This window comes from Rhizobium freirei PRF 81 (genome assembly GCF_000359745.1).
Lineage (GTDB): Bacteria > Pseudomonadota > Alphaproteobacteria > Rhizobiales > Rhizobiaceae > Rhizobium > Rhizobium freirei.
The window spans coordinates 83727-107178 of the sequence record NZ_AQHN01000067.1; the positions used below are offsets into that span (position 1 = coordinate 83727).

17 protein-coding genes are annotated in these 23452 nt (G+C 61.5%); 8 read left to right on the forward strand and 9 right to left on the reverse strand.

Features of this window, described 5'->3' with window-relative positions:
* Positions 1-151: 151 nt before the first annotated feature.
* The 3 genes from RHSP_RS17975 to RHSP_RS17985 all read right to left on the reverse strand — a co-directional run bounded on the left by RHSP_RS17975 (position 152) and on the right by RHSP_RS17985 (position 6203).
* Positions 152-850 carry a 4'-phosphopantetheinyl transferase family protein gene (locus RHSP_RS17975; RefSeq protein WP_004120349.1) on the reverse strand — a complete coding sequence of 233 codons (699 nt, stop codon included), beginning with the start codon at positions 848-850 and terminating at the stop codon, positions 152-154.
* On the reverse strand, positions 847-4866 hold the full coding sequence (locus RHSP_RS17980) for a Pls/PosA family non-ribosomal peptide synthetase (RefSeq protein ID WP_081615328.1): 4020 nt from the start codon (positions 4864-4866) through the stop codon (positions 847-849). The genes RHSP_RS17975 and RHSP_RS17980 overlap by 4 nt, the downstream gene beginning before the upstream one ends.
* A gap of 392 nt (positions 4867-5258) precedes the next feature.
* Entirely contained in the window at positions 5259-6203 is a 945-nt protein-coding gene (locus RHSP_RS17985; protein ID WP_004120352.1) for a GlxA family transcriptional regulator, read from the reverse strand.
* A 128-nt stretch (positions 6204-6331) separates the two neighbouring features.
* Between RHSP_RS17985 and RHSP_RS17990 the strand changes: the two genes are divergently transcribed.
* From RHSP_RS17990 to RHSP_RS18000, 3 genes are all read left to right on the forward strand, one after another.
* On the forward strand, positions 6332-7129 hold the full coding sequence (locus RHSP_RS17990) for an SDR family NAD(P)-dependent oxidoreductase (RefSeq protein WP_037152693.1): 798 nt from the start codon (positions 6332-6334) through the stop codon (positions 7127-7129).
* Between the two features lie 354 nt (positions 7130-7483).
* Entirely contained in the window at positions 7484-8686 is a 1203-nt protein-coding gene (locus tag RHSP_RS17995; protein ID WP_037152696.1) for a DUF3422 domain-containing protein, read from the forward strand.
* Positions 8687-9153: 467 nt separating this feature from the next.
* Positions 9154-11064, forward strand: a complete 1911-nt coding sequence (locus RHSP_RS18000) for a potassium transporter Kup (protein WP_004120359.1) — start codon at positions 9154-9156, stop codon at positions 11062-11064.
* A gap of 588 nt (positions 11065-11652) precedes the next feature.
* Here RHSP_RS18000 and RHSP_RS18005 read toward each other — a convergent pair.
* From RHSP_RS18005 to RHSP_RS18025, 5 genes are read right to left on the reverse strand one after another with little or no spacing between them, the layout of a single operon-like run.
* Positions 11653-12963: an aspartate aminotransferase family protein gene (locus tag RHSP_RS18005; RefSeq protein ID WP_004120361.1), complete on the reverse strand. Its 1311-nt coding sequence runs from the start codon at positions 12961-12963 to the stop codon at positions 11653-11655.
* Positions 12963-13781 (reverse strand): N-formylglutamate amidohydrolase, encoded by an 819-nt coding sequence (locus RHSP_RS18010; RefSeq protein ID WP_004120363.1) that lies wholly within the window; start codon positions 13779-13781, stop codon positions 12963-12965. The genes RHSP_RS18005 and RHSP_RS18010 overlap by 1 nt, the downstream gene beginning before the upstream one ends.
* Before the next feature lie 14 nt (positions 13782-13795).
* Positions 13796-15142, reverse strand: coding sequence for a glutamine synthetase family protein (locus tag RHSP_RS18015; protein WP_004120367.1), 1347 nt, complete (start codon positions 15140-15142; stop codon positions 13796-13798).
* Positions 15143-15164: 22 nt separating this feature from the next.
* Positions 15165-15827: a cysteine hydrolase family protein gene (locus RHSP_RS18020; protein WP_004120371.1), complete on the reverse strand. Its 663-nt coding sequence runs from the start codon at positions 15825-15827 to the stop codon at positions 15165-15167.
* A 45-nt stretch (positions 15828-15872) separates the two neighbouring features.
* Complete coding sequence (locus tag RHSP_RS18025) at positions 15873-16754, reverse strand: MurR/RpiR family transcriptional regulator (protein ID WP_004120374.1); 882 nt, start codon at positions 16752-16754, stop codon at positions 15873-15875.
* A 168-nt stretch (positions 16755-16922) separates the two neighbouring features.
* Here RHSP_RS18025 and RHSP_RS18030 point away from each other — a divergent pair, with 168 nt between their 5' ends.
* The 5 genes from RHSP_RS18030 to RHSP_RS18050 all read left to right on the forward strand — a co-directional run bounded on the left by RHSP_RS18030 (position 16923) and on the right by RHSP_RS18050 (position 22431).
* Positions 16923-18803, forward strand: coding sequence for a branched-chain amino acid ABC transporter ATP-binding protein/permease (locus RHSP_RS18030; protein ID WP_004120376.1), 1881 nt, complete (start codon positions 16923-16925; stop codon positions 18801-18803).
* A 20-nt stretch (positions 18804-18823) separates the two neighbouring features.
* The gene (locus RHSP_RS18035) at positions 18824-19978 is read left to right on the forward strand and encodes an ABC transporter substrate-binding protein (RefSeq protein ID WP_004120379.1); all 1155 of its coding nucleotides are present in this window, start codon (positions 18824-18826) and stop codon (positions 19976-19978) included.
* A 97-nt stretch (positions 19979-20075) separates the two neighbouring features.
* Positions 20076-20813 (forward strand): ABC transporter ATP-binding protein, encoded by a 738-nt coding sequence (locus tag RHSP_RS18040; protein ID WP_240535461.1) that lies wholly within the window; start codon positions 20076-20078, stop codon positions 20811-20813.
* A 21-nt stretch (positions 20814-20834) separates the two neighbouring features.
* On the forward strand, positions 20835-21722 hold the full coding sequence (locus RHSP_RS18045) for a branched-chain amino acid ABC transporter permease (protein ID WP_240535462.1): 888 nt from the start codon (positions 20835-20837) through the stop codon (positions 21720-21722).
* Positions 21723-21990: 268 nt separating this feature from the next.
* Positions 21991-22431, forward strand: coding sequence for a lipid-binding SYLF domain-containing protein (locus RHSP_RS18050; RefSeq protein ID WP_037152698.1), 441 nt, complete (start codon positions 21991-21993; stop codon positions 22429-22431).
* A 306-nt stretch (positions 22432-22737) separates the two neighbouring features.
* On the opposite strand, the gene RHSP_RS18060 is transcribed toward RHSP_RS18050, so the two are convergent.
* Positions 22738-23370: a DapH/DapD/GlmU-related protein gene (locus tag RHSP_RS18060; RefSeq protein ID WP_004120387.1), complete on the reverse strand. Its 633-nt coding sequence runs from the start codon at positions 23368-23370 to the stop codon at positions 22738-22740.
* Positions 23371-23452 lie beyond the last annotated feature (82 nt).

The window sequence follows — 23452 nt, forward strand, 5'->3', positions numbered from 1 at the left end:
CTCCGATCTTTCTCGGGAACTTGCGGATTGGGTAACCATGTCATCACCGCGCTGCAGGTTGATGACATCGGGATGAGACGATGATCTTTGCCGTCATCCGATGGCACCTTCACCCCCTCGAAGGTCGCAACCGGTGCCATTGTGTATATTCTCACCAGCTGGGAGAAACCTGTTCTGGCCAGGAAACCGGGGCCACCGCATCGGCTGACGCCTCAGCGAGAACGACCACGCGCGGAAAGAGGCAGAATGAGAGCTGCGCCTTGCGTCCTGTCGCGGTAACGGCCTTGCGGCCCCGAAGGTCGACGGCGATGTGCTCGTAGCCGAGGACTTTGCCGTCGAGCGGATAGCTGGCCTTGTAGACGGCCTCCTTGGCGCTGAACAGCAGGCGCAACGCAAGATGCTGGTCGACGCCCTCGAGGATGTCGCCAGAGATTGGCACGATGGCGGCGATGTCGTCGGGTAGAGGTTCGGCTGGCTCGACGTCGATCCCGAGCGAGACGGTGCCGGTCTTGCGCGCCACGGCGGCAACCGCCATGACTTCGTCGTGGGCAAGGGAACCCGTAATTCCCTCCGGCCAGAGCGGGGCGCCGGAGGCCGAACGCCGGATGACGGGATTCTCGATGCCTTCCAGGACAAGCAATTGCCGGGCGATCGCGCGCACCGCGCCGCTTGCGCGCCGGGCATGAAGCTGGCGGGAGGTGATGGTCCGGGCTTCTTGCGGCAGCAGCAGCTTTTCGTCGCCGTCGCGTATGGTGCGGCAAGCGATCCTGACGCCGGATGGCGCCAGCTTCGCTATTTCTGCAAGCAGCGCCATCTCCGCCGCGCGGGCAGGCGCTTCGCCGCCGCTCATGCGTCGGCGACCGGCCTGACGAAGGAATGGAGCTTGGCAGGATTGCCGCGCCAGATCGAGTTCGGTTCCAGGATCTCACCCTTCATGACGAAGCAGTCGACGTCGGCGATCGAACCGTCGCCCATGGTCACGCCGTAGTGGATGAAGGCGGCGGGACTGAGCGTGCAGCCGTTGCCGATGCGGATGTGATCCGACTTGAAGGCGCCTTCCTCCAGCGAATGCGCCTGGATGACGCAGCCTTCGTTGAGCGTCGCATCGTCGCCGATCTCCACCAGCGAGCGTTCCGTCAGGTTAGAGCCGCCGTCATAGACGCGCCGGCCGACCTTCACCCCGAGCGCCCGCATGATCATCGGCCGGAAAGGCGTACCCGCGAAAAGGCGCACGATCGGGGAATCGGCGAGCTTCCAGTGGCGCTCATGCCGCCAGAAGGTGATGTCGTAAATGGTCGTCATCTGCGGCCGGAGGCGGCGGAAGCCAAGGCTTGCCCACTCCACCAGAATATAGAGTGGTATCGTGAGCCCCGCCGTCAGGACCACCGCGACGAACAGCGCCGTCTGCGCCCATTCCGTATAGTAGTTCAGCGCCCGGTCCCAGATCGTCAGCGTGACGAACAGCGCCACCCATTGCACGGCGAGGAACATCAGCGCGGTCGCGAAATTGTGGCGGTTCTTGTGCGGCAGGCGGGCGCGGCGATCATCTTCGCTCACCCCCTGGATCAGTTCCTTGTCGCGCTTGACCATGCGCGGGATTTCGAAGGGCGGCGAACCGAGCAGGCCGACATTTTCGCGCAGCACGCCATCGACCGGCACCATGACCTTCGTGCCGAGCAGGCAGTTCTCGCCGGTGCGGCCATCCGGCGGATAGAAGATGTTGTTGCCGAAATAGTTTCGCTCGCCGACCTTCGTGTGCTCCAGCCGGAAAGTCGAGGCCGACTTGTGGATGTTGATCATATAGAGCCCATCCGACACCATCGTGCCGCTACCAATCTCGCACATAAGCGGATTGTCCTGCTGCTGGTTGCTGCCGAAATTCGAGCCGGTCTGCACCACTTCGTTGAGGTTCCAGCCGAGCGCGCGGATATAATGGACGACGGCAGAACTGTCTCCGAAGAGCAGGTTGACGAGGCGTATGTTGGTGCACACCTCGACGACCGACTGCAGCCAGAAATGGAAGCCATAGAGCCTGTAGGTACGGCCTGGCTTGAGAACGAGGCTGAACAGGCGGGGCACTGCCAGTGCTGCGAATAGCGCGACGGCGATGGCACCGAAGAGGGTGATGGTCGTCCCGATCGCGACGATGCCGATCGTTTCCTGGTAGTCGTCGCTGACATTCTGCCAATAGGTTTGGAACAGCAGCGGAAACGGCGTGACGAGGGCGAACATGGTGATGAGCTGTACGGTATCGTAGAGGATACGCCGCGTTCTCGAAAGCGTCACGCCATGGACTTTGCAATAGTCCGCCGTCGTCGAGACGGCGGGCGAGCCGTGCCAATGCCCGTCATCGGGAATATGCTGGCCGCGCTGCAGTGACGAGGCGTGACCGAGCTGGGCGCGGGCGCCGATCGAGGTGTCGATGTCGATGACGCAGCCGAGGCCGACGAAGGCATCGCGGCCAATGGTAATTGGACCGGTGTGGATATAGCCGGCCTGGGCATGGTAGCCGAGGAGCATCGATTCCTTGCGCAGGATCGAGTTCTCGCCGATGGAGATGAGGTCGGTGCACACGGGAATGGCGCGGCACTCGATGGTGGTGTTGCGGCCGAGCCGAGCGCCCAGCATGCGCAGATAGAGGCTGTAGAGCGGGCTGCCGCGGAACAATACGACCGGTGCCGTGCGGATCAGCGTCTGCACAACCCAGAAACGATAGTAGCGTACGCCCCAGATCGGGAAGCTCTCGGGCTTCCAGCGCCCGATCAACAGCCATTTCATGATCACGGCAAAGCCGGACATGCCGAAGAAGACGCCAGCCGAAAGGAGCGCGCAGCGCAGATAGAGCTGCACCGGGTCGTCGAGCATGTCGTAGACCCAGTTGAGACCGTAGTTCAGAAGCCAGAGGCTGAGATAGCTGTAGACGCCATAGAACAGAAGCTGCGCTGCTCCGCAGGTCCAGTAGGCGAGGTTCGAGGCGCGATGCGTCAGGCACGGTTCTTCGACCGCCGCTGCCTCTTCCTCCGGCCCATGCAGGTGCTGCGCAAGGCTGGAGACGGTCGGATACATGTAAATGTCGCGCATCGACGTGGTCGCCCATTCCTTGCGCGTGCGCAACTTCGCGCAGAAGCGGGCCATCAGCAGCGAATTGGCGCCGAGGTCATCGAAGAAGTGATCCTCGACATAGATGTCGTCAATCTTCAGCACGTCCCGCAGCGCCTCCGTCAGGAAGCGCTGGTCTTTTGTGGACGGCAGGATCTCCTTGCGCTCGGTCCCGAGCCTCAGGCTGGCTGGCTTGGGAAGCTTGCGCGTGTCCACCTTGTCGGAAACGGTCATCGGCAGCGCCGGCAGCTCTTCCAGGAACGAAGGCACCATATAGTCGGGCAGGCGGCGGCGCAGTTCCTTGGCAAGGTCGGCGCGGGCGATCGAGTCGACCCCGATTTTCAGCGCATAGTAGCCGACGAGTTCGACACGGCCGGGCTCGATCTCCCAGGTGGTGACCGCTGCCTGCGCGATGCCGGGCTGGTCGAGCAGCACCGCCTCGATCTCACCGAGTTCGATGCGGTAGCCGCGGATCTTCACCTGCGTGTCGATGCGGCCGTGATACTCGATCTCGCCGTCGCTATTGATGCGGCCGAGATCGCCGGTGCGGTAGATCCGCTGCGAGGGGTTGTTGGGCAGGCCGACGAAATCGGGGATGAATTTCTGCTCGGTCAGGTCCGGGCGGTTGAGGTAGCCGACGGCAAGGCCGATGCCGGCGATGCCGATCTCGCCGAGTTCGCCCGGCTCGGAAAGTTTTGGCGACTGGGCGTCGAGGATGACGATGGAATAGGTCGGCAGCGGTGCGCCGATGGTCACCGGCTTGTCGGGCGTCAGGTATGCCATGGTCGCCGTGACCGTCGCCTCGGTCGGGCCATAGGTATTGAGGATCTGCCGCCCGTCCTTCGACCAACGGGTGACGAGATTGTGCGGGCAGGCCTCGCCGCCGACCAGGATGGCGCGCAGCGTCGGCACGTCGCTTTCGATGGAGGAGAGCAGCGTTGGCGAGCAGGCCATGCAGGTGATGGCATTGGCGCGCAGGAAATCCGACAGTTCCTCGCCGACGAGCGTCATTCGCCCTGGCGCGGGCACCACCGTCGCGCCGGCGGCGAAGGGCACCCATATCTCCTCGGTCGAGAAGTCGAAGGCGATGGTCATGCCCTGATAGACGCGGTCGCCCGGACGGTAGCCGTAGGCCTCGGCGGCGATGCGCACGAAATTGCAGATGCTCTGATGGCGCACCGCCACGCCCTTAGGCCGGCCGGTCGTGCCTGATGTGTAGAGGATGTAGCAGATGTCGTCGTCCGTTGCGGCGATATCCAGCGGCGTGTCGGCATATGAGGCGGCGTCGGAATAGCTGCCGTCGATGACGATATGGGGTACGGAAAGCCCGGCGGCACGCGTCGCATAATGAGGAACAGTGATGACGAAGCTGACGCCGGCATCCTCGACGATCAATGCCATGCGCTCTTCAGGGAACGCCGGAGCGAGCGGCACGAAGGCCGCGCCGGCCTTCATCACGGCGAGGATGGCGATATAGGTATCGGCGGAACGATCAAGAAGCAGCGCCACCCGGTCGCCCGGCTTGACGCCGCGTTCGATGATCAGACGAGCGAAGCGGTTCGCCTGGGCGTCCATTTCGCGGTAGGTCCAGACGCGTCCGCTATCGATAACCGCCGGCGAAGGGCCGTGGACATCGGCCAGCGTTTCGAAGACGCGGGAGAGCCGCTCATCCGACCGGCCCTTGTGGACAGAGTCGGGACCTCGCAGGATTTGCGGCGCGCGGCCTTTCCCGATTACTTCTATAACGTCCTGAGCCTGGCCGTGCATATCGGTCCCTAGTCGTTCATCTTCAAAATCGTGCTTGGTTGCCGTGTCCGGCGGTGCCAATGCGGCAACATTCTTCGCGCAGGCGCCTTACGAGCAACCCAAGCAAAAGGGAAGTGGATTTTTCGCCGCAGCGGAAAAAAGCCCCCTTTTGTGTGGTGTAAGTGCGAGCAACCCCCAAAACCCGGCGCGAAAAGCACTTGCCACTCTATGACTTAGCAGAAAGAAGCACGCCGTTACACCGGAATGTTGGCGTATCTTCGATATCTATCCCGGCATGGTTGACGATCGGGATCATGGATGCGCGAATTTAGGTTCGATCACCTTGTTTGTTCGCCCGGCATTGGTGCCGCTCTACACGACCGGCTATCAACAATAGCGGCCTGCGAAGTGCATCATGCCTGCAACTCCCGCTGCGCGGAACGGCGGATTGCCTGTGGCGGCTGGCCGAAGGCACGCAGGAAGGCGCGGCGCATGCGCTCGCGATCGGCAAAGCCGGTTTCTCGGGCAACGACATCGATCGCGTGGCGGCCCTGTTCCATCATCAGGCGGGCCGCTTCCAGCCGCAGGTTTTCGACGGCCTTGGCCGGCGACTGGCCCGTTTCGGCCCGGAACGTCCGGCTGAACTGGCGAGGGCTCAGATGTGCGGCCTCCGCCAGTTCTTCCACCGACAGTGTGGACGTCAGATTGCTGCGCGCGTAGGCAAGCGCCTTTTGAATGCGGTCGGATTTCGGCTCCAGTTCCAGAAGCGTGGAAAACTGCGACTGACCACCAGCGCGGCGATGATAGACGACGAGCTTGCGGGCAACGGCTCGGGCGATCTCCAGCCCGTGATCCTTCTCGACCATTGCCAGCGCCAGATCGACGCCGGCCGTCATGCCCGCCGAAGTCCAGACCGAACCGTCGATGATGTAAATGCGGTCCTCCTCTGTCCTGATCCGCGGATAACGGTTTCTGAGTTCGCGGGCGAGATACCAATGTGTCGTAGCGCGGCGGCCGTCGAGAACGCCGGCTTCGGCGAGAAAAAAGGCGCCGGTACAGATGGAGGCCAGACGGCGCGTCGCGGGAAGGGCTGCGCGGATGAAATCCGCCTCGGCCTTGGTTGGCAGCTTGATGTCAGGTGCCCCGGCAACGATCAGCGTGTCGAAACCGGGATCGCTTAAGGCTTCCGTATCGATGATCATGCCGAGCGAGTTGGCGATCGGGCCACCGGTCTCCGAGAGGAAATGAATGTCGTAGGCTTTCTCGTCGAGCTCGAGATTGGCGAATTCAAAGGCCGAGACGGCTGCGAGGCTCATGATCTGGAAGCCGGGAAAGAGCAGGAAGGCGATTTTCTGCATGGCATCATGTCCTGAAAGAATATGTCCTAAAAAGTGGTATATTTGACATTCATGACATCGGCAAGCGGGTATAAAACTCTCCTTAAGCGCAAGGCACCCGGCCGGCGCGCAAAAACGGAGACACGATCATGACACAGGAACATAAGGGTACGGCGCTGGTAACGGGCGCATCTTCGGGCATTGGTGCGATCTATGCGCATCGGCTGGCAAAGCAGGGCTACGATCTCATTCTCGTCGCCCGCAATGGCGAGCGGCTGAAGGCGCTGGCAAGCCGGCTGACCGATGAGACCGGCCGCACCATCGAGACGCTGTCCGCCGACCTTGGCAGCAAAGACGATCTCGCCAAAGTCGAAAAGGTGCTGAAGGAAGACCGGAGCATCACCATGCTCGTCAACAATGCCGGCTTCGGCGGTACGGCGCCGCTGCTCCAGTCCGACGCCGACAAGATGCAGGAAATGATCAATATCAACGTGACCGCGGTGATGCGGCTGACCTATGCCGTCGTGCCCGGTCTCGTCGCCCGCGGCGGTGGCACCGTCATCAATATCGCCTCCATCGTGGCGATCGCGCCCGAGGTTCTGAACGGCGTTTATGGCGGAACGAAAGCCTTCGTGCTCGCTTTCAGCCAATCGCTGAAGCATGAGCTTGCCGATAAGAACATCCGCGTCCAGGTCGTGCTGCCGGGCGCGACGGCCACCGAATTCTGGGGCATCGCCGGCACGCCCGTCGAACACCTCCCCGGCGAGATCGTCATGTCGGCGGAAAACATGGTCGACGCTTCGCTTGCAGGCCTTGCCGAAGGCGAATTCGCGACGATCCCGGCGCTTGAGGATGCGCAATTGCTTGCAGCCTATGAGCAGGCGCGCCAGGCCTTGATGCCGAACCTGTCGCGCGCGGCACCGGCTCGGCGCTACAAGGTCTCGTGAGCGCCGCCAACTAAAGCCGATATCGCCCCATGAATGCATTGGTTGCTCCGCCTTCGTGAAGCCGAAGGCGGAGCATGCAGCGATTTTGGTCGCCGGAAAGGACGCGACGCTTGCATTCGCCTTTTCGGCGGCCCGAAATCGCCTTGCCGTCTGCGCTCCTACAGAGCAATGATATAGCTGGCTTAGTTTCTCCAAGTCATTTGCAGCGTTGTTTTGTCGCGACCGAAGTAAAATCGATTAGGGTTCTGGCGATCGTATTGACGCCGCAAAGCCGGCCTGATTTGTGGTTTGCAACACGCATTATGTTTGCTGGTCGCAGATATTGCAGGGATTTGGACCTCGCAGGGTGGATTTATGACGGCGGATTTTAATGCCGAGCTCCATGCTCGGCCGTCCATTTACTTCACCGGCCCGGCCTATGTTGAACACATTGCGCTCATGCCTTCCGCGCCGCCCGCCTTGCATGGCAGCCGGTATCTGTCCGATGGCGGTGGTAGTGAGGATCCGCGAACCCAGGTGGAGCACCACACCGAATTCGTGACCATCACCCGCGTGACCCAATTAAGCACAGATGCCGACGAATGGCCCGTATCCGGCTTTTCAGTGTCTGAGATAGCGGCTCTCGTGGATATGGATGCGCCGAGGCTTATATCCCGGGTCGGCATTCTCGTGCTGGGAAACCCACCGGAGGAACTGGGGCCAACGCTTTCAAAGCTCGGATTTCGCGATACGGCGGCGTCTTCGATCGGTGGAGGAGCGGCGCAGGTATGCTCTGACTTCCGTGTCCAGGACGACCACACGAGCCGCGTCCTTCTCTTCAACAGGGATCTGAACGCCTACCGTCTGGGTCGAATGGTTCGACGGGTCTATGAAATTGAAACCTATCGATCCATGGCCCTGCTCGGTCTTCCCGAAGCCCGTCGCTTGGCCCCCTTGCTCGGCAACTACGATAAAAACCTCCTCGAGCTGACAAACCGAAACCAGACGACTCCAACCACCGAGCATAAGAAACTGCTCGAAGAGATTTCTGGCCTGTCCGCTCAGATCATTTCGGCCGCCGCCGAGACGCGAAATCGGTTTGGGGCCACCGCTGCCTATGCCAAAATTGTCGAGGAGCGCATCGGCGAGCTTCGCGAATCCCATGTGCCCGGCTTTCAGAGGTTCGGCGTTTTCGTTGCAAGGCGGTTCAGGCCAGCCGTTCGGACCTGCGAGGCGACCGCGTTGCGCCTGGACAAGCTCTCTCACGCCTCCATGCACTTGCTCGATCTCCTGCAGACGCGTATCCAGGTTGAAATCGAACATCAGAATGCTATCCAGATTCAGGCCATGGCAGATCGGGCCGCGACCCAGGTCAAGATCCAAAGGGCGGTGGAAGGCTTCTCCATCATCGCCATCAGCTACTATCTTTTGAGCTTGCTCAAAGTCGCCTTCGAGGCGGCCGATCATGCGGGTTACCACATAAGCCCATTGGTCATGCTGGTGTCGATCCCGCTCGTCATCGGGGCTGTCGCAATTTCTATCCTGCGGGTGAAACATGCCCTTTCCGCGCATGCCTAGAGGAGTTCCCGGAAAAGTGCCAAGCGGCTTTGCGTCTGGAATTGCGTGAAAACAAAGCGATAGAGCATTTCCATGGTTCCGTCTAAAACGGAAATGCTCCAGGTCTCGAAACCTTAGTCATTGGCGATACCGGAACATCGTTCTCCACGCTGGGCGCTTTTCCGCTCGTCATGCGGCTTGACTTCCATCAGCCATTGTCTGCTGCACCGTCTTGCAGGTCGCGCCGAAGCCGTCCAGGGAGGTGGGCCGATGCGCCGCTTCTCGTTAAAAATGAAGCAGAGGGGTGTGAATGCGCAAAGCCCGTTCCGGTGGGGAGCTCAGGCAAAACGCAGGGGGGCAGATCACTGAACGCAGCTCTTCAGTTTGCCAAGCATCGGCAAGCGGAGGCGAAGTTCAGCAACACAGTTCAGCCCTTCCCAAACCATGTTCGCGAATATAGTCTCGGCCTGAAAAGTTGAGGGGGATTGATGGCTGCGACGACGGATATCAAATCGCTGAAACACCAATCCGGCAGATCCCTTGCGATGCCTCTCGCCGCGCTCGGTATCGTCTATGGCGATATCGGCACAAGTCCTCTTTACGCTCTGAAGGAGGCGGTCAGGGCCGCCACGAACGGCGCGCCGGCAGGTGCCCAGGCAGTGATCGGAGCGGTATCCCTGATCTTATGGGCCTTGATCTTCATTGTCTCGCTGAAATACGCCGTGCTCATCCTTCGCGCTGACAACCGCGGCGAAGGCGGAATTGTCGCGATGCTCGCACTCCTGCATGCCCGCGAAGCCCCCGCCCGTTCGCCACGGGCGGCCCTGCTCGTCGTTGGGCTCGTTGGTGCAGCACTTCTCTACGGCGACGGGACGATCACACCTGCCGTATCGGTCCTCTCGGCGGTCGAAGGCCTGAAGGTCGATGCACCCTCGCTGAATGCCTATGTCGTGCCGATTACCATTGTCGTGCTTGTCGGCTTGTTTGCCGTCCAGCGATACGGAACCTCCTCCATCGGCCGCATCTTCGGCCCGATTATGCTTCTCTGGTTCGTTGCCATTGGGCTGCTGGGGCTCAAGGGCCTGCTGGAAGGTCCCGCGATCCTCGCCGCGGCAAACCCGTTCAATGCCCTGGAATTCATGATGCAGGTGAGTTGGGGCGGCAGGTTTGCGATTCTTGGCGCCGCATTTCTTGCCGTAACTGGCGGCGAAGCGATGTATGCGGATATGGGACATTTCGGCCGCGGGCCGATCCGTACAGCCTGGTTCGCTGTCGTTCTTCCGGCACTGGCGCTCAACTATTTTGGCCAGGGCGGTCATCTGCTCGCCAATCCGGATGCGATCGACAATCCGTTCTTCCAGCTTTCACCGGATTGGGCGCACTATCCGATGGTGTTTTTCGCGACTGCCGCAACTGTCATCGCCAGCCAGGCGATCATTTCAGGTGCGTTCTCTCTCACCCAGCAGTCCATTCAGCTTGGCTTCCTGCCGCGCATGCACGTGAAGTACACGGCGGCACATGAAATCGGGCAGATTTACATCCCCTTCGTCAATACGCTCCTGGCAATCGGTACGATCACCGCCGTGCTCGTGTTTCGTTCGTCGGACGCGCTTGCCGGTGCCTATGGCATCGCGGTTTCGGCACTCATGATCATTACGACCATTCTGGCCGCTCTGATTGCGCGGCAATGGGGCTATAACCTGTTCGCGGTCGTCGTTGTGAACGGCACCTTCTTCGTTGTCGACGCGGTGTTCTTCTCGGCGAACAGCATGAAATTGTTCGAAGGCGGCTGGTTCCCTCTTCTGCTTGCCGCTCTCATCGCCTTCATCATGCTCACCTGGCGGCGGGGCGAACAAGTCGTAGAAAAGATGCGAATGGGGCTGAGACATCCCGAAGAGGAAATGCGCCTTAAGATCGCAAATCCGAAACTCATCCGCTTGCCTGGAGTTGCGGCCTTCCTCACCTCCGCAAAGACCGGCATGCCGCTGGCCATGGCAAATTTCCTGCGGCATAACCACGCCCTCCACGAGCGCATTCTTCTCGTGACCGTGGAATCGAGCGAACAGCCCAGAATTGCAGATGAGATGCGGACGAAGGTATCCGACCTCGGCTCCGGCGTGAGCCGCGTTGTTATAGGCTACGGTTTTACGGAACAGCCGGATGTCCCGAAAGCAATCGGCGAAGCTGTTGTCGACGGAAGTCTGGACGGCGTCGATCCGCACGCGATCTCCTACATCATCGGGCGAGAGACGATTATTCCGTCTGGGCATCCGCACACGATGGCACATTGGCGGGAGATTCTATTCGCATTCGTGCAGCACAATTCGGAGCGAAGCGCCGTCTGGTTCAAAGTACCGGCAAGGCAAGCGATCGAGTTTGGAACCGAAATCGAGATATGACGACGCTTTACCGAGGGCGCGGCCTGTAGCGCTATCGGGTTACGGGCGTTTTGAAGCGGGTAGTGGTGACGGAAAAGCCAAGCGCCGATAGAGGGATCGCACCGACGGTCAGGAACAGAAACCTATCTCGACATAATCGGTGCGCCAATCCTTGGTCCCGGCCGGACGGATTACCCCGTCACCTAGTCGATTTACTGAAGCACCGTCACAAATTGCGCCTTTGGAGGCACGGGGCTCTCGTGATGCCCCGAAGTCGATCCGGCGATAACCGCAACGATTGCGACCACTATGTAGATAATGGTTCCGTTCGGCTTTCGCTCCGATATGCAACGCCTCGTCGACTCTAGCACGCGCGAATGTTCCGACATCTTGATCCTTTGCCTTGAAGGGCGCTTGTTTAGTCTATCAGCGGAGCCTAATGAATATCCAGATTCGCGTGGCTCCTTTGCAAAAGACGAATACCAGAAGACGTTTGGCCTAAACCGACACGATCAGTCTGTTGTTGGTTCACGGGCTGGGCTTCATACTCGCCGATATGAGCAAGCCCAATCAGTGGTTCCAGCCCGTATTGCTCTGACGGAGGAGGATTTACCAGCCAGCAAACTGCGAGACGAGCGTGTCGGAAACGGTCGAAAGTTCGGTGAAGGCCTGGTCGAGCAAGTTCACCGCGTGGCGGACCTCGTCTTCCGTCATGGTCAAAGGCGGGGTCATTTCCAGGACGTTGCCGTTCATGCCGACATAGTAGAGAACGAGGCCGAGTTCGTAGGCGCGGTAGATGAGCTTCGCCGTTTCCGCTCTTGCCGGTTCACGGCTCTGCCTGTTGCGGACGAGTTCCACACCGCAGGCAAGGCCGCGGCCGCGGATGTCGCCGATAAGCTCATGGCGCTCCGCCAGTCGGGCCAATCCCTCGCGCAGCAGCTTGCCCTTGCGTTCGGCCGCCGTCGTAAGATTTTCCGCTTCGATCGTTTCCAGAACGGCGAGGCCGGCTGCGGCACAAACCGGATTGCCGTGCAGGGTCTGCATGGCGAAGGCGCTTGCGCAGTCGAGGATTTCGGCCGGCGCGATGACGGCCGAGAGCGGCAGTCCGCCGCCGAGGCCCTTGCCGAGCACGAGGATATCAGGCACGAAACCCTCGTGCTCGAAGCAATGCAGGCGGCCGCTGCGGGCAAGCCCTACCTTCACCTCGTCGCAGACGACCGAGATGCCGTGCGCGCGGCAGATATCGGCGAATTTCCGCAGAAAGCCGTCGGGCGGCACGATCAGCCCGCCGTCCGACTGGATCGGCTCGATGAAGGCGGCGGCGATGGAACCGGCCGGGACGGCCGCCAGCCTCTCCTTGAGAAGCGCCAGGACCGCATCGCCGGTCGGGTCGTCCTGATAAGGTCTGTAAGGATCGGGGTAAGGGAGCAGGATCAGCCCGTCGGCCTTTGCAGCATCGGCTTGAACGCTATGGCCGGAAAAGGCCATCGAACCGACGGTGCAGCCATGATAGGCGCCGATGAAGGCGATGACGCCGGTGCGGCCGGTCGCCCGGGTGATCGCCCGGTATGCGGCCTCGTTGGCGTCGGATCCGGAATGACCGAACCAGACCTTATGCGTGCCCCGGCCGGGAAAGCTTGCCGTCAGCCTTTCGGCAAGCGCCACCGCCGGCGCATTGGAGGCGGAAAGGATGCTCGCGCCGGCCGGATTGGCGGCGGCACGGGAGACCGCCTCGATGATGGCGGGGTGGCCGTAGCCGAGGCTGGCCGCACCCCAGGCGCCGGAGAGGTCGATCAGTTCCCGGCCATCTTCCTCCACGAGCCGCGCGCCCTGGCCGCCGGCGACGGCGAGCGGGAAGAACCGCAGTTTCTGCAGGCTGCCGATTGCCGCGCCGTCGCGCCCGTAGAGATTTCCGGCCATCAGCCATGCTCCTTGAGCGTTGCCTTGAAACAGCGCGTGAGGCGCTCGCCCCATTCGCTAACGCCCAAGAGCGTGTCGATCAGGTCGTGCCGCACTTCGATCAGCGCGCCGGGAAGCCCGCGATCATCCGCATGGACGGGCACGGTATAGTCCTCCTCGGGATGAATGTTGTAGGGCTGGTTGTCGCCGATGGTGAGGGTGGCTTCGCTTTGCAGCTCGCGGATCAGCGTCTGGCCGAAGCCGGCTGCCTCGCCATAGAGGATGCCTGCATGCCACGGGCGCTGCTTGCCGAAATAGACGGGCGTGAACGAGTGGATGCCGACGACGAGCGGGCGCTTGCCCTCTTCCTGCAGACGGTCGAGCCGGCGCGCGACTGCATCGGCAAAGGGTGTGAACAGCGTGTCGATACGTTGCTGCCTTTCGGCGGCCGTCAGGTCGAGATTGCCGGGGATTTCCGTCGTCTCGCTCACTTCCGGGATCGCCGAAGGCACCCCGAGCGGCCGATTGCAGTCGATGACGAGGCGCGAATAGTTGGTCATGAACAGCGGCGCATCGAGCGCGCGGCTGAGATGCTGGGAAAGCGCACTGACGCCGATATCCCAGGCGATGTGGCGCCGGCGCTCGGCCTCCGGCAGGCCGAGTTCGCCGAGCGCACGGGGAATGAGGTTGGAAGCGTGCTCGCAGAGAAGCAGATAGGGCGACGCCCCGTCCGGATTGATCACGGCATAGGGTGGCGGCTCGTCGATCGCGAGCAGCGGCTGGCTGGGATCGTGCCGCAATCGGTTCCCGGACCGCATGATGACCTTGGTCGACGTCATGATCTGTCCATCGCTCAGTAGACGGTCGCGTAGCGGGCGCAGAGGTCTTCGGGCGAAAGCCCGTCGACGATCTCGATTTCCTTGCGCTTCATGGCGAAGTAGCAATCGAGGAAGTCTTTCGGGAACCAGCCCGTCACCACCTCGTCGGCCGCCAGCGTGTCGAGCGCTTCGGCAAGGCTCGACGGCAGGCGGCGGATGCCGAGCTTTTTCTGCTCTTCCGGCGAAAATTCGGAAGGGTCGGAGTTGATCAGCGGTGGCTGCTCAAGTCCTGCGCGGATGCCTTCGAGCCCGGCGCGAAGCACGACCGCCAGCGACAGGTGCGGGCTCGCGCAGGCATCGGCGGCGCGGTATTCCATGTTGAACTGCTTTGCCGGGTTGCTGCCGGGCAAGTCCAGCGTCGGGCAGATGCGCAGCGTCGCCTCGCGGTTCTTTTCTCCGAGGCACGTATAGGCCGCGCTCCAGTGATGCGGCACAAGCCGCATGTAGGAGAGCACGGAGGGTGCGGTGAAGGCGACGAGCGCCGGCAGGTGCTTGATGACGCCGGCCGCGAAGGAACCGGCGATCTTGGAAAGCCGGCCGGGGCGGGAGGCGTCGAAGGTGACGGGATTGCCGTCGAGGTCCGTGAAGCTGACATGCAGGTGCACGCCGTTGCCGACGCCGTTCGGATCGGTCTTCGGCGCGAAACTGGCGTTCCAGCCTAAGAGGGCGGCGACTTCCCTCGTGACGGCGCGGATCGTTGCGCCGCGATCGGCGGCGACAAGCGCCGAGGCGGGGCGGCAGGTGACTTCGAACTGGTCCTTGCCATATTCCGGCAGGAACATTTCCGGCTCAGCACCGGCTTCCTTGAGCGCGGTCATCAGCAGCGAGCCAAAGGGTTCGGCGCGTCGCTGGGCGCGCAGGCCGAAGGCGGGAGCGGCGGGCCAATCGGCGCCGAGCACCTGGAATTCCTGCTCGACCGCACTGAGGACCTTCAGGCCGGCTTCCTTTTCGAAGTCGGCAAGCGTCGCCTTGAGAAAGCTGCGCACGCAGCAATCCCAGGGCTCGCCCTTCAGGTCGGTAATATCCGAGTGGTAGAAATGCAGCGGTGTGACATCCGGCAGGCAGGTCACGCGCGCCTTGCTGGCGGGGTCGGCCATCAGCCGCAGGTCGCCGGCCGAGCCCCACGGATTCGGATCGGCGATAAGGTCGAACGGCGTCAAAGCGAGGTTCGCCGGCACCCAGCCGACACCCTTGCGCAGGTAGTCCTCGATGTAGGAGGCTGCAAAGCTGCGGCCGCGGGTGATGCCGGCTATGTCTGTCGTGACGAAGGTTGCAAGTTCCGTCAGGTCGGAGAGCGCCTTGCCATTGCTGCTGTCGTTCATGTTGTTCCCCTTTTTGAAACGATCAGGCCTGGCCAAGCGCGGTAAGGCGGCGGACGACGGTCTCGGTGTTTATGGTCCAGCAGTAGCCGGAATAGGCGCGAAGGGCGGCCTCGTGACGTTCCTGGCTGTAGGTGGCGCAGGCATCCTCGACCACGGTCACCAGATAGCCGCGATCGGCGGCATCACGGACAGCCATGTCGACGCATTGATCCGTCACGACGCCGGCAATGATGAGATAACGCGTATTGAGATTGCGCAGCACGTAATCGATGTTGGTCGAGTTGAAGACGCCGGAGGATGTTTTCGGCAGGATGATCTCGTTGTCGATCGGCTTCAGTGCGTCGATCACTTGCCCTTCCGGTGAACCCTTCGGCACATGCATGTCGGAAAGCTTGTGGTCGAGCGAACGGTCGCGGCCGTCGAGCGTCAGGCTTTCGATGATCGTGTGCAGCACGTTGCAGCCGGCCCTCCGGGCCGCGTCGAGGATACGAACCTGGTTCGGCACCACCGTATCGCGCAGGCGCCGGTGATAGTAGCTGTCGGCATCCTGCGGATGGGTCGGGTCAAGGTTCGGCTCGCACCAGATGCGCTGCATGTCGACGAAAAGCACGCTGGTCATGCCGGGCTCGTAGGCGCTGTCGCGCCGCAGTAGATCCTTGCCGTACTGTATTTCAATCATGGCCATGTCTGTCCTCCAGAGGAAATTTCGTTTCGTCGTTATCGCGGGATCTCACGTCCCGCCGCCGACTGTTGCCGTGTAGGCGTCTTCGGTAATGGCGTAGCTGCGGCGCAATTCTTCCATGCGCTCGATCCGCTGCCGCGATTGGGTCGCGAGCCGCGCGGTAAGGCCGGCAATCAGGGCTTCGGTCTGCGCTATCGCGGGAACCATCGTGTCGTAGGGCGACACCGTATCGACGGTTGACGTCAGGGTGACGGAGGCGAACTGCGCGATGGGTGAGAGCCATCGGTCGGTAAACAGCACGATCTTCGCACCCTGTTTTGCCGCCTGGCGGGCAAAGCGGATCGTATCGTTCTGGTAGCGCCGATAGTCGTAGACGAAGAGGACGTCGCGCTTGCCGAAGTCGACCAGATGGTCGACCTGATCGGCCTGTGAGCCGTTGATCCAGCGCGTGTCCGGGCGCAATTGCTTCATATGGGACCAGAGAAGGCCGGCCATGAAGCCGCTGAAACGGCCACCCAGGCAGTGAACCCGGAGATTGAGATCGGCTGCGGCATCGATTGCCGCCTCGAAATCGTCGGGCGGCAGCATGTGCATAGACGATTCGAGCGCGTGAATGCTGGCACGCATGAAGTACTGATAGAAATTTTCCTGCTCAAGCGAAGGCTTGCGGGTGTCGAGCATCGACAGCGGCGAACTCATGCGTTCCTGCACTTCGTCCAGCAATGCGGCCTGGAATTCCGCATAGCCCTCATACCCCAGCTTGTTGGCGAAGCGCACGACCGTCGGGTTGCTGACGCCGGCGGCCGCGGCGAGATTGGCCACGGTATTGAGGGCCGCCGCCGGATAGTTCGACAGCAGCTGCCTGACGATCTTGAGTTCGGCTCGGGTAAAATCGATGCCTCCCTCGGTGAGGCGATCTCGAATGGTCACTTCCTATCTCCCCCTGCGATCGGCGTTGGTCCGCTGATCTTCATTTTGTTACATTATTGCTATCAGTCAACAGAAATTGAAACAAGATTGACATATTGATTTTCTCGATTAACGTTTGTTGCGGGAACGGCCCAAAAAACCTGGGCTTAAAAAATCGGGAGAATTCTGATGGTGCGCATAAGGCGCGGGACCGTCGTCGGGATCGTTGCGACGGTGCTCCCTCTGGTCATTGCGACCCTCGTGGCGGCAGGCCTCTTTCCGGGAGGCGGCGAACGGCTGGTAACGCTGTTCCTGATCTACGTCGTCGCCGTGATTGGTACGTCCGTCTATAGCGGCAATTCCGGTATCATCTCGTTCGGCAATACCGGCTTCATGGCGATCGGCGCCTATGCTGCCGGGCTACTGACCATCAGCCCGATCATACAGAAAACGGCCCTGCCGCATCTGCCGGTTTGGCTGACGGGATGGGGTCTACCGTTCATTCCGGCCCTTCTCGTCGCTCTCGTCGTCGTGGCGCTGGTGGCGATTGCGATTGGTATTCCAGTGGCGCGGCTTGCCGGATCGTCTGCCTCGATCTGCACGCTCGGCTTTCTGGTGATCGTCCATGTCGTGCTTGTCGCATCGAGCGATTTCACCCGTGGCAGCCAGACCTTCTTCGGCATACCGCGTGCGGTAAATATCTGGATGGCGTTGCCCTTTGCGATCGTTGCCGTGGCGATTGCGCGCATCTACCGCGATTCAAGTGCGGGCATGAAGCTGCGCGCCTCGCGTGAAGATGAAATCGCCTCCACCGCCGTCGGCGTGAATGTGCGGCTGCATCGTTTCCTTGCCTGGGTTCTCGGGGCCGTTCTCTCCGGAGCGGCCGGCGTCCTGCTCGGTCATTTCATCGGTGCCTTCTCGCCGAAGGATTTCTATTTCAATCTGACCTTCCTGTTGCTCGCCATGCTGATCCTCGGCGGCATCACCACCGTTTCCGGGGCTGTCATCGGCACGGCGGTCATCATGGTAATCGTCGAACTGCTCAGGAAGCTCGAAGGCGGCGTCGATCTTGGTTTCTTCTCCCTGCCGACCGTCTTCGGCCTGACCGATATCGGCATCGGATTGGCGATCCTGCTTGTGATGTATCGTCTGCAGGACGGCCTTCTCGGGGTGCGTGAAATCGACGAGCAGCTGCCGCTCCTAAAACGCCTGGCTGGCGGGAAGGCACACTCGGCTGCGAAGCCCGCCACAACGGAAGCAGCCAGCATTGAAGGCGACGTGCTGCGGGTGGAAAATGTCGGCAAGCGGTTTTCCGGGCTGGTTGCGCTCGAGGACGCCAATTTCGAAGTCCGCCCTGGCCTCGTCACCGGGCTGATCGGCCCGAACGGAGCCGGCAAATCGACCCTGATCAACAGCATCTCGGGCGTCGTGCCGCCATCGACCGGACGGGTGACTGTCGGCGGCGTCGATGTCGCCTCGCTGCCGGTTCATCGTGTGCCGATTGCCGGCCTTGCGCGCACCTTCCAGAATATCCGCCTCTTCAAGAACCTGACGGCGCTGGAAAACGTCACGGTTGCCGCAAGCGCGATAGCGCGCGATGGCGCGGATCCCGTCGATCTTGCCCGCGAGGCGCTTTTCGAGGTCGGCCTTGGCGACGTCGCCGACCAGCTGGCGGGGACACTCTCTTACGGAGCGCAGCGCCGCCTCGAAATCGCCCGCGCCCTGGCGCTGAAGCCCCGTTATCTGCTGCTCGATGAGCCGGCAGCCGGCATGAATCCTGCGGAGACGATGGAATTGATGGCCGTGCTGGATCGGATCCGCACGAAATATCGCCTCGGCCTCCTCGTGGTCGAGCACGATCTCAAGCTCATCATGCGCCTGTGCGATATCGTCGTGGTCCTGAACAAGGGGCAGCAGATCGCCATCGGTACGCCGGCCGAGATCCAGTCGAATCCGGCCGTCATCGAGGCCTATATCGGCCGCCGCCGCTCGGTTGCAAAGCACGAGCCATCCAAAACCGAGGCACCTTTACTCAATCTCGATCCGCATACGAGCGGCAAGACAGCATAACAATCCAGAGGAGAATAATAATGAAGTCGACATTGAAGGTTCTTTTCCTGTCAAGCGCGCTTGGCGCCATGGCTCTTCCGGCTCTGGCCGACGATCTCGTGGTCGGCCTGGCCACGGCCCAGACCGGCACTCTCGCCCCTTACGACCAGCCGTCGCTCAAAGGTCTGCAGATGGCGGTCGATGAGATCAATGCGGCCGGCGGTGTCGCGGGCAAATTCCCGATCAAGCTCGTCGCCAAGGATACCCGCTCCGATGCGGGGCAGACCGCTCTCGTCGCGCAGGAGCTTGTCGATCAGGGCATCAGCATCCTGATCACGCCTTGCGATGCTGATCCTTCGATTGCAGCCGGCCAGATCACGCAGGCGGCACATATCCCGGCCTTCTCGTTCTGTGCGACGACACCGACCATGCCGCTGGCTGTCGGCGACTATATGTTCGGAAACTATCCCGCCGACAACGTGCAGGCCGCAGTCCTGGCAGGCTATGCCAAGGACAAGGGTTTCAAGAAGGCCTATATCCTGAAGTCTCCCGACACCGCCTACACGCTGAAACTGCCCGAATATTTCGCCACAAGCTTCAAGGCAAAGGGCGGCGAGCTGCTTGGCGAAGGCACCTTCGCCATGGGCCAACAGGACTTCAGCGCCGAGGTGACGAAGATCAAGGCTCTGAACCCGGCACCCGACGTCATCATGACGGCTGCCTACGAGCCGGACTTTCCGGCCTTCATCCGCCAGCTGCGCGGCGCAGGCGTCAACACGCCGATCCTCGGCAGCGACGGCATCGACTCGCCCACCACCTTCGGTCTTGGTCCGCTCGTCGACGGCGTCGTCTTCACCACCGCCGGTTTTGCCGTCGAGGGCAGCCCGCTTGCGGCTTTCAATGCGAAATACAAGGCCAAGTCCGGGCAGGATCCGGATACGGTCTACATCGCCAACGGCTATGACCTCGGCAAGGTCATCGAGGCAGCCGTCACCAAGGCCGGCAGCATTGAACCGACCGTAATCCGCAATGCCGTCGCCTCTCTCGAAGGCGTAAAGGGCGTGACCGGCGCCATCACCTATGCCGGCACCAAGGGAATGCCGCTACGTTCTGTCTCGCTGGTTCGCATCGATGGCGGCAAGCGTTCGCTGGTGAGCCAGGGCGTGCCGAACGCCGCGGATGTTCCTTCTCCGTGATCTCAACGACATGCCCCCGGTGCTTTGCCGGGGGTATGTCGCCGGAATGAATTCGTTCTATGGCTCAGGCGCAGAGGCTGCGGCAAGGATTTGTCCGATGATGATGAGTAGAATTTCCGACCAGGACCCCTTGCTTGATGTTAGCGGGCTAAAGGTAGCTTATGGCCCGGTCGAGGCTCTGAAGAGTGTTGATCTCCAGGTTCGCAAGGGACAGATCGTGACGCTGCTTGGCGCAAACGGCGCCGGCAAGAGTTCGACCCTCAACGCGCTTGTCGGCCTCGCCGCAAAGAAAGCGGGCAAGGTGACATTCGGCGGCAAGGACATTTCCGCGCTTCCACCTGAGACGATCGTCCGCATGGGCATGACGCTGACGCCGGAAGGCCGCCGCATCTTCCCGAGCCTCAGCGTCGATGAGCATCTTCTTCTGGGTGGTGCCATGCACAAGGGCCGAGGGGCCATCGACGCGGTGCGTGAAGACATGCTGTCGCGCTTCCCGATCCTGAAGGAGCGTCTGCATCAGAAGGCGGGATCGCTGTCCGGCGGCGAACAGCAGATGCTGGCCATTGCCCGTTCGATGATGTCATCGCCTGATCTCCTGCTACTGGACGAGCCGTCGCTCGGTCTTGCGCCGCAGATCGTCGACCAGATCTTCGAACTCATCTCGGGCCTGCGCGAGCGCGGTTTGACGATCCTGCTCGTGGAGCAGAATGTTTCTCTTTCGCTCGAGATCGCCGATGCCGGCTACGTGATGGCCAATGGCAGGATCGTACTCTCGGGCTCCGCGGCCGACCTTCGCAATTCCACCGAAATCCAGGGCGCCTATCTGGGCGCCTGACCGGCAAAGGGACTTCATCTCATGGACATGTTTCTGCAGCAGCTGGTCAATGCGCTCAGCCTCGGCGGCACTTATGCGCTTCTGGCACTTGGTCTTGCCGTCGTCTTTTCGATCATGGGCCTGATCAATTTCGCCCATGGCGAGCTGATGACGGCGGCCGGCTATGGTCTCTGCTTCGCATTGATCGTCGGCCTGCCTTTCGGCGTGGCAATCATTGTGGCGCTGGCGGTCGCGATCGTGCTTGTGCTCCTGATGGAGCGCACGGCCTTCCGGCCGGTACGCGGGGCAAGCGGCACCACGCTGCTTCTGACCAGTTTTGCCGTCAGCGCCATCCTGCGCGTGCTCTTCCAGAATTTCGTTTCTGCCCGCCCGAAGCCGGTCCCGATGCCGATGAGCCTTTCCGGCACGATCGAGATTGCCGGCCTGCATATCGGCATCATCCAGGGGATTTCGATCCTGGTAACCTTCATCATGCTGGCGGGATTGAACCTCTTCCTGCGGACCACCGTGCTTGGCCGAGCCATGCGTGCGGCCTCCGAGGATTTCGCCATCGTGCGGCTCATGGGCATTCGTGCCAATGCCGTCGTCGCCACGGCCTTTGCGATCTCCGGCCTTCTGGCGGGCGTAGCCGGCATTCTCTGGGTGGCGCAGCGCGGCAGCGTCGATCCGCTGATGGGCTTCCTGCCGGTGCTCAAGGCCTTCATCGCCGCGATCATCGGCGGTCTCGGCAGCCTTTCGGGCGCTGTCGCAGGTGGCTTCCTGCTGGGTTTCATAGAAGTCTTTCTGCAGGCCTATCTGCCGGAAAGCTTGCTCAGCTACCGCGACGCCTTCACCATTCTCCTGGTCATAGCGGTGCTGCTCTTCGCGCCGCAGGGACTGCTTGCCCGCAAGACGATCGTGAAGCTTTGAAGCTCCGTTCGCGCGGCTCACTGGCCGTCAGCGATGATGCCGATAGAGGGGATCATGTGCGCATCTGGTCATATTGCAGATGCCGCATCTGGATCGATGCTCGCTGGATTTTACGGTGCGTGCCTGTATCGTGGCGGCCTCCCCGCACGCAGATTCAGTTCGCGTGCTTGGAACTAATGAGGGGGCTAAACTGTTCTACCATAAGTTTGATCCGACGCTGACGTGCCCGGCCGATCTGGGTAAGCGGCGCTCTTGAGGAGTTCGCATCATGAAGATTTCGTCCAGATTTCGTTCAGCCGCGTTTGCCGTCATCGCCGCCACGGGAGTAAGCCTCGCCGGTGCCGCGCATGCCGATAGCGGTTCGATCCGCTTCGCCGTCTACAAGGCGGCCTTCTTCATCGGTGGCTCTGGAGGCGAGGGCACGCTGACCTTTCATGGCCGCCACTATCCCGTTTCGATCGGCGGCATTTCGGGCGGCCTCGCCTTCGGCGCTTCCAAGACCTATTTCCAAGGCACAGTTCGCCACATTCGCCGTGCCGGAGATGTGACGGGCGTCTACGGAGCCGCGGGCGGCGGTGGCGCTGTCGGCAAAGGGGCCCAGGTCATCGTCATGACCAATGAGAAGGGCGCCCAGCTCGAACTCACAGGCCGGCAGGTAGGCCTGCAAGTCAACGCCGATATCAGCGGTATGAGCATCACGGTGAAATAAGGACGGAACTCCGTTCCTCATTCCTTGGACGGGCCCGATTTGCTGGGTTAGGCGAATGGGGCCCTCAAGGGAAGCCGTCCAGGCTTTCGCGGGCTAAGGGGACGTCGGATGGCAGAAAGCGCCGCGAAACCCGCTATCTCTGCATGGCCGAGACGCCGTCCAAGTGCTGTTCGGCAATCACGACGAGCAGCGAGCGACCCATGTGCAAACCGCCGGCGCCCGACGTCTTTTCGCCGGCATCCCAATCTCGAAGCGGCGTGTCTCGGACGCGCCGCTTTTCCCTGAGAGGGACGCTGCCAGCACGCTCTACGACCAGCGCTCGCAAAAGGTCCCGATATCGCTCGACTGAAAGTCGGTGAGCCGCGCCATGATCGTCTCGAATGGCCAATCCCACCAGGCTATCGGCGTGAGCCTCTCTGCGATGACCCGCGTGAACCGCTCGCGAATGAGTTTGGCGGGAACTCCACCGACAATGGTATATGGCTCGACGTCCTTGGTGACGACCGCACCTGCAGCCAGCACGGCACCGTCGCCGACCTTTACGCCGGGCAAAACAATGGCCCCGTGGCCAATCCAAACGTCGTTGCCAATGACGGCGCGATCTTCTTTTCGCCGATCAAAAAAGGAAACGTCGCGTGCGGCGCCCGCCGAGTAATATTCCGGACAGTAGGTGAAGCGGTGCATGGACGGACGATCCATCGGGTGATTGGGGGCGCCAATCCTGACGTCTGCAGCGATTGCGCAGAACTTTCCAATCGTCGCATCGCCGACAATGCAGCGAGGCCCCAAGTAAGAATAATCCCCGAGTTCGACCGTGTGCAGAGACGTGTCCGCCAAAATCTCACAGCATCGGCCTATGCTCGAATCTCTTACGGTCGCCGTCGAGTGGATAACGGTCTCCGCGATCTTGGGGCGATTGGGTTGTGCGGTCGAGTGCATGGACAGTCTCCGGATTCTGGCTTGCCTAACCGGAGACGATGAAGGGTGTGTGACACAAGGCCGCCGAAGGACCGGGCGGGGA

Excerpts from the sequence above, each read along its gene's own strand:
- RHSP_RS18035 (WP_004120379.1), top strand. The coding sequence starts at position 18,824 with ATGAAGTCGACATTGAAGGTTCTTTTCCTGTCAAGCGCGCTTGGCGCC.
- RHSP_RS18045 (WP_240535462.1), top strand. The coding sequence starts at position 20,835 with ATGGACATGTTTCTGCAGCAGCTGGTCAATGCGCTCAGCCTCGGCGGC.
- RHSP_RS17985 (WP_004120352.1), bottom strand. The coding sequence starts at position 6,203 with ATGCAGAAAATCGCCTTCCTGCTCTTTCCCGGCTTCCAGATCATGAGC.
- RHSP_RS18030 (WP_004120376.1), top strand. The coding sequence starts at position 16,923 with ATGGTGCGCATAAGGCGCGGGACCGTCGTCGGGATCGTTGCGACGGTG.
- RHSP_RS18050 (WP_037152698.1), top strand. The coding sequence starts at position 21,991 with ATGAAGATTTCGTCCAGATTTCGTTCAGCCGCGTTTGCCGTCATCGCC.
- RHSP_RS18040 (WP_240535461.1), top strand. The coding sequence starts at position 20,076 with ATGATGATGAGTAGAATTTCCGACCAGGACCCCTTGCTTGATGTTAGC.
- RHSP_RS18015 (WP_004120367.1), bottom strand. The coding sequence starts at position 15,142 with ATGAACGACAGCAGCAATGGCAAGGCGCTCTCCGACCTGACGGAACTT.
- RHSP_RS18060 (WP_004120387.1), bottom strand. The coding sequence starts at position 23,370 with ATGCACTCGACCGCACAACCCAATCGCCCCAAGATCGCGGAGACCGTT.
- RHSP_RS18000 (WP_004120359.1), top strand. The coding sequence starts at position 9,154 with ATGGCTGCGACGACGGATATCAAATCGCTGAAACACCAATCCGGCAGA.
- RHSP_RS17975 (WP_004120349.1), bottom strand. The coding sequence starts at position 850 with ATGAGCGGCGGCGAAGCGCCTGCCCGCGCGGCGGAGATGGCGCTGCTT.
- RHSP_RS17995 (WP_037152696.1), top strand. The coding sequence starts at position 7,484 with ATGACGGCGGATTTTAATGCCGAGCTCCATGCTCGGCCGTCCATTTAC.
- RHSP_RS18020 (WP_004120371.1), bottom strand. The coding sequence starts at position 15,827 with ATGGCCATGATTGAAATACAGTACGGCAAGGATCTACTGCGGCGCGAC.
- RHSP_RS17980 (WP_081615328.1), bottom strand. The coding sequence starts at position 4,866 with ATGCACGGCCAGGCTCAGGACGTTATAGAAGTAATCGGGAAAGGCCGC.
- RHSP_RS18005 (WP_004120361.1), bottom strand. The coding sequence starts at position 12,963 with ATGGCCGGAAATCTCTACGGGCGCGACGGCGCGGCAATCGGCAGCCTG.
- RHSP_RS17990 (WP_037152693.1), top strand. The coding sequence starts at position 6,332 with ATGACACAGGAACATAAGGGTACGGCGCTGGTAACGGGCGCATCTTCG.
- RHSP_RS18010 (WP_004120363.1), bottom strand. The coding sequence starts at position 13,781 with ATGACGTCGACCAAGGTCATCATGCGGTCCGGGAACCGATTGCGGCAC.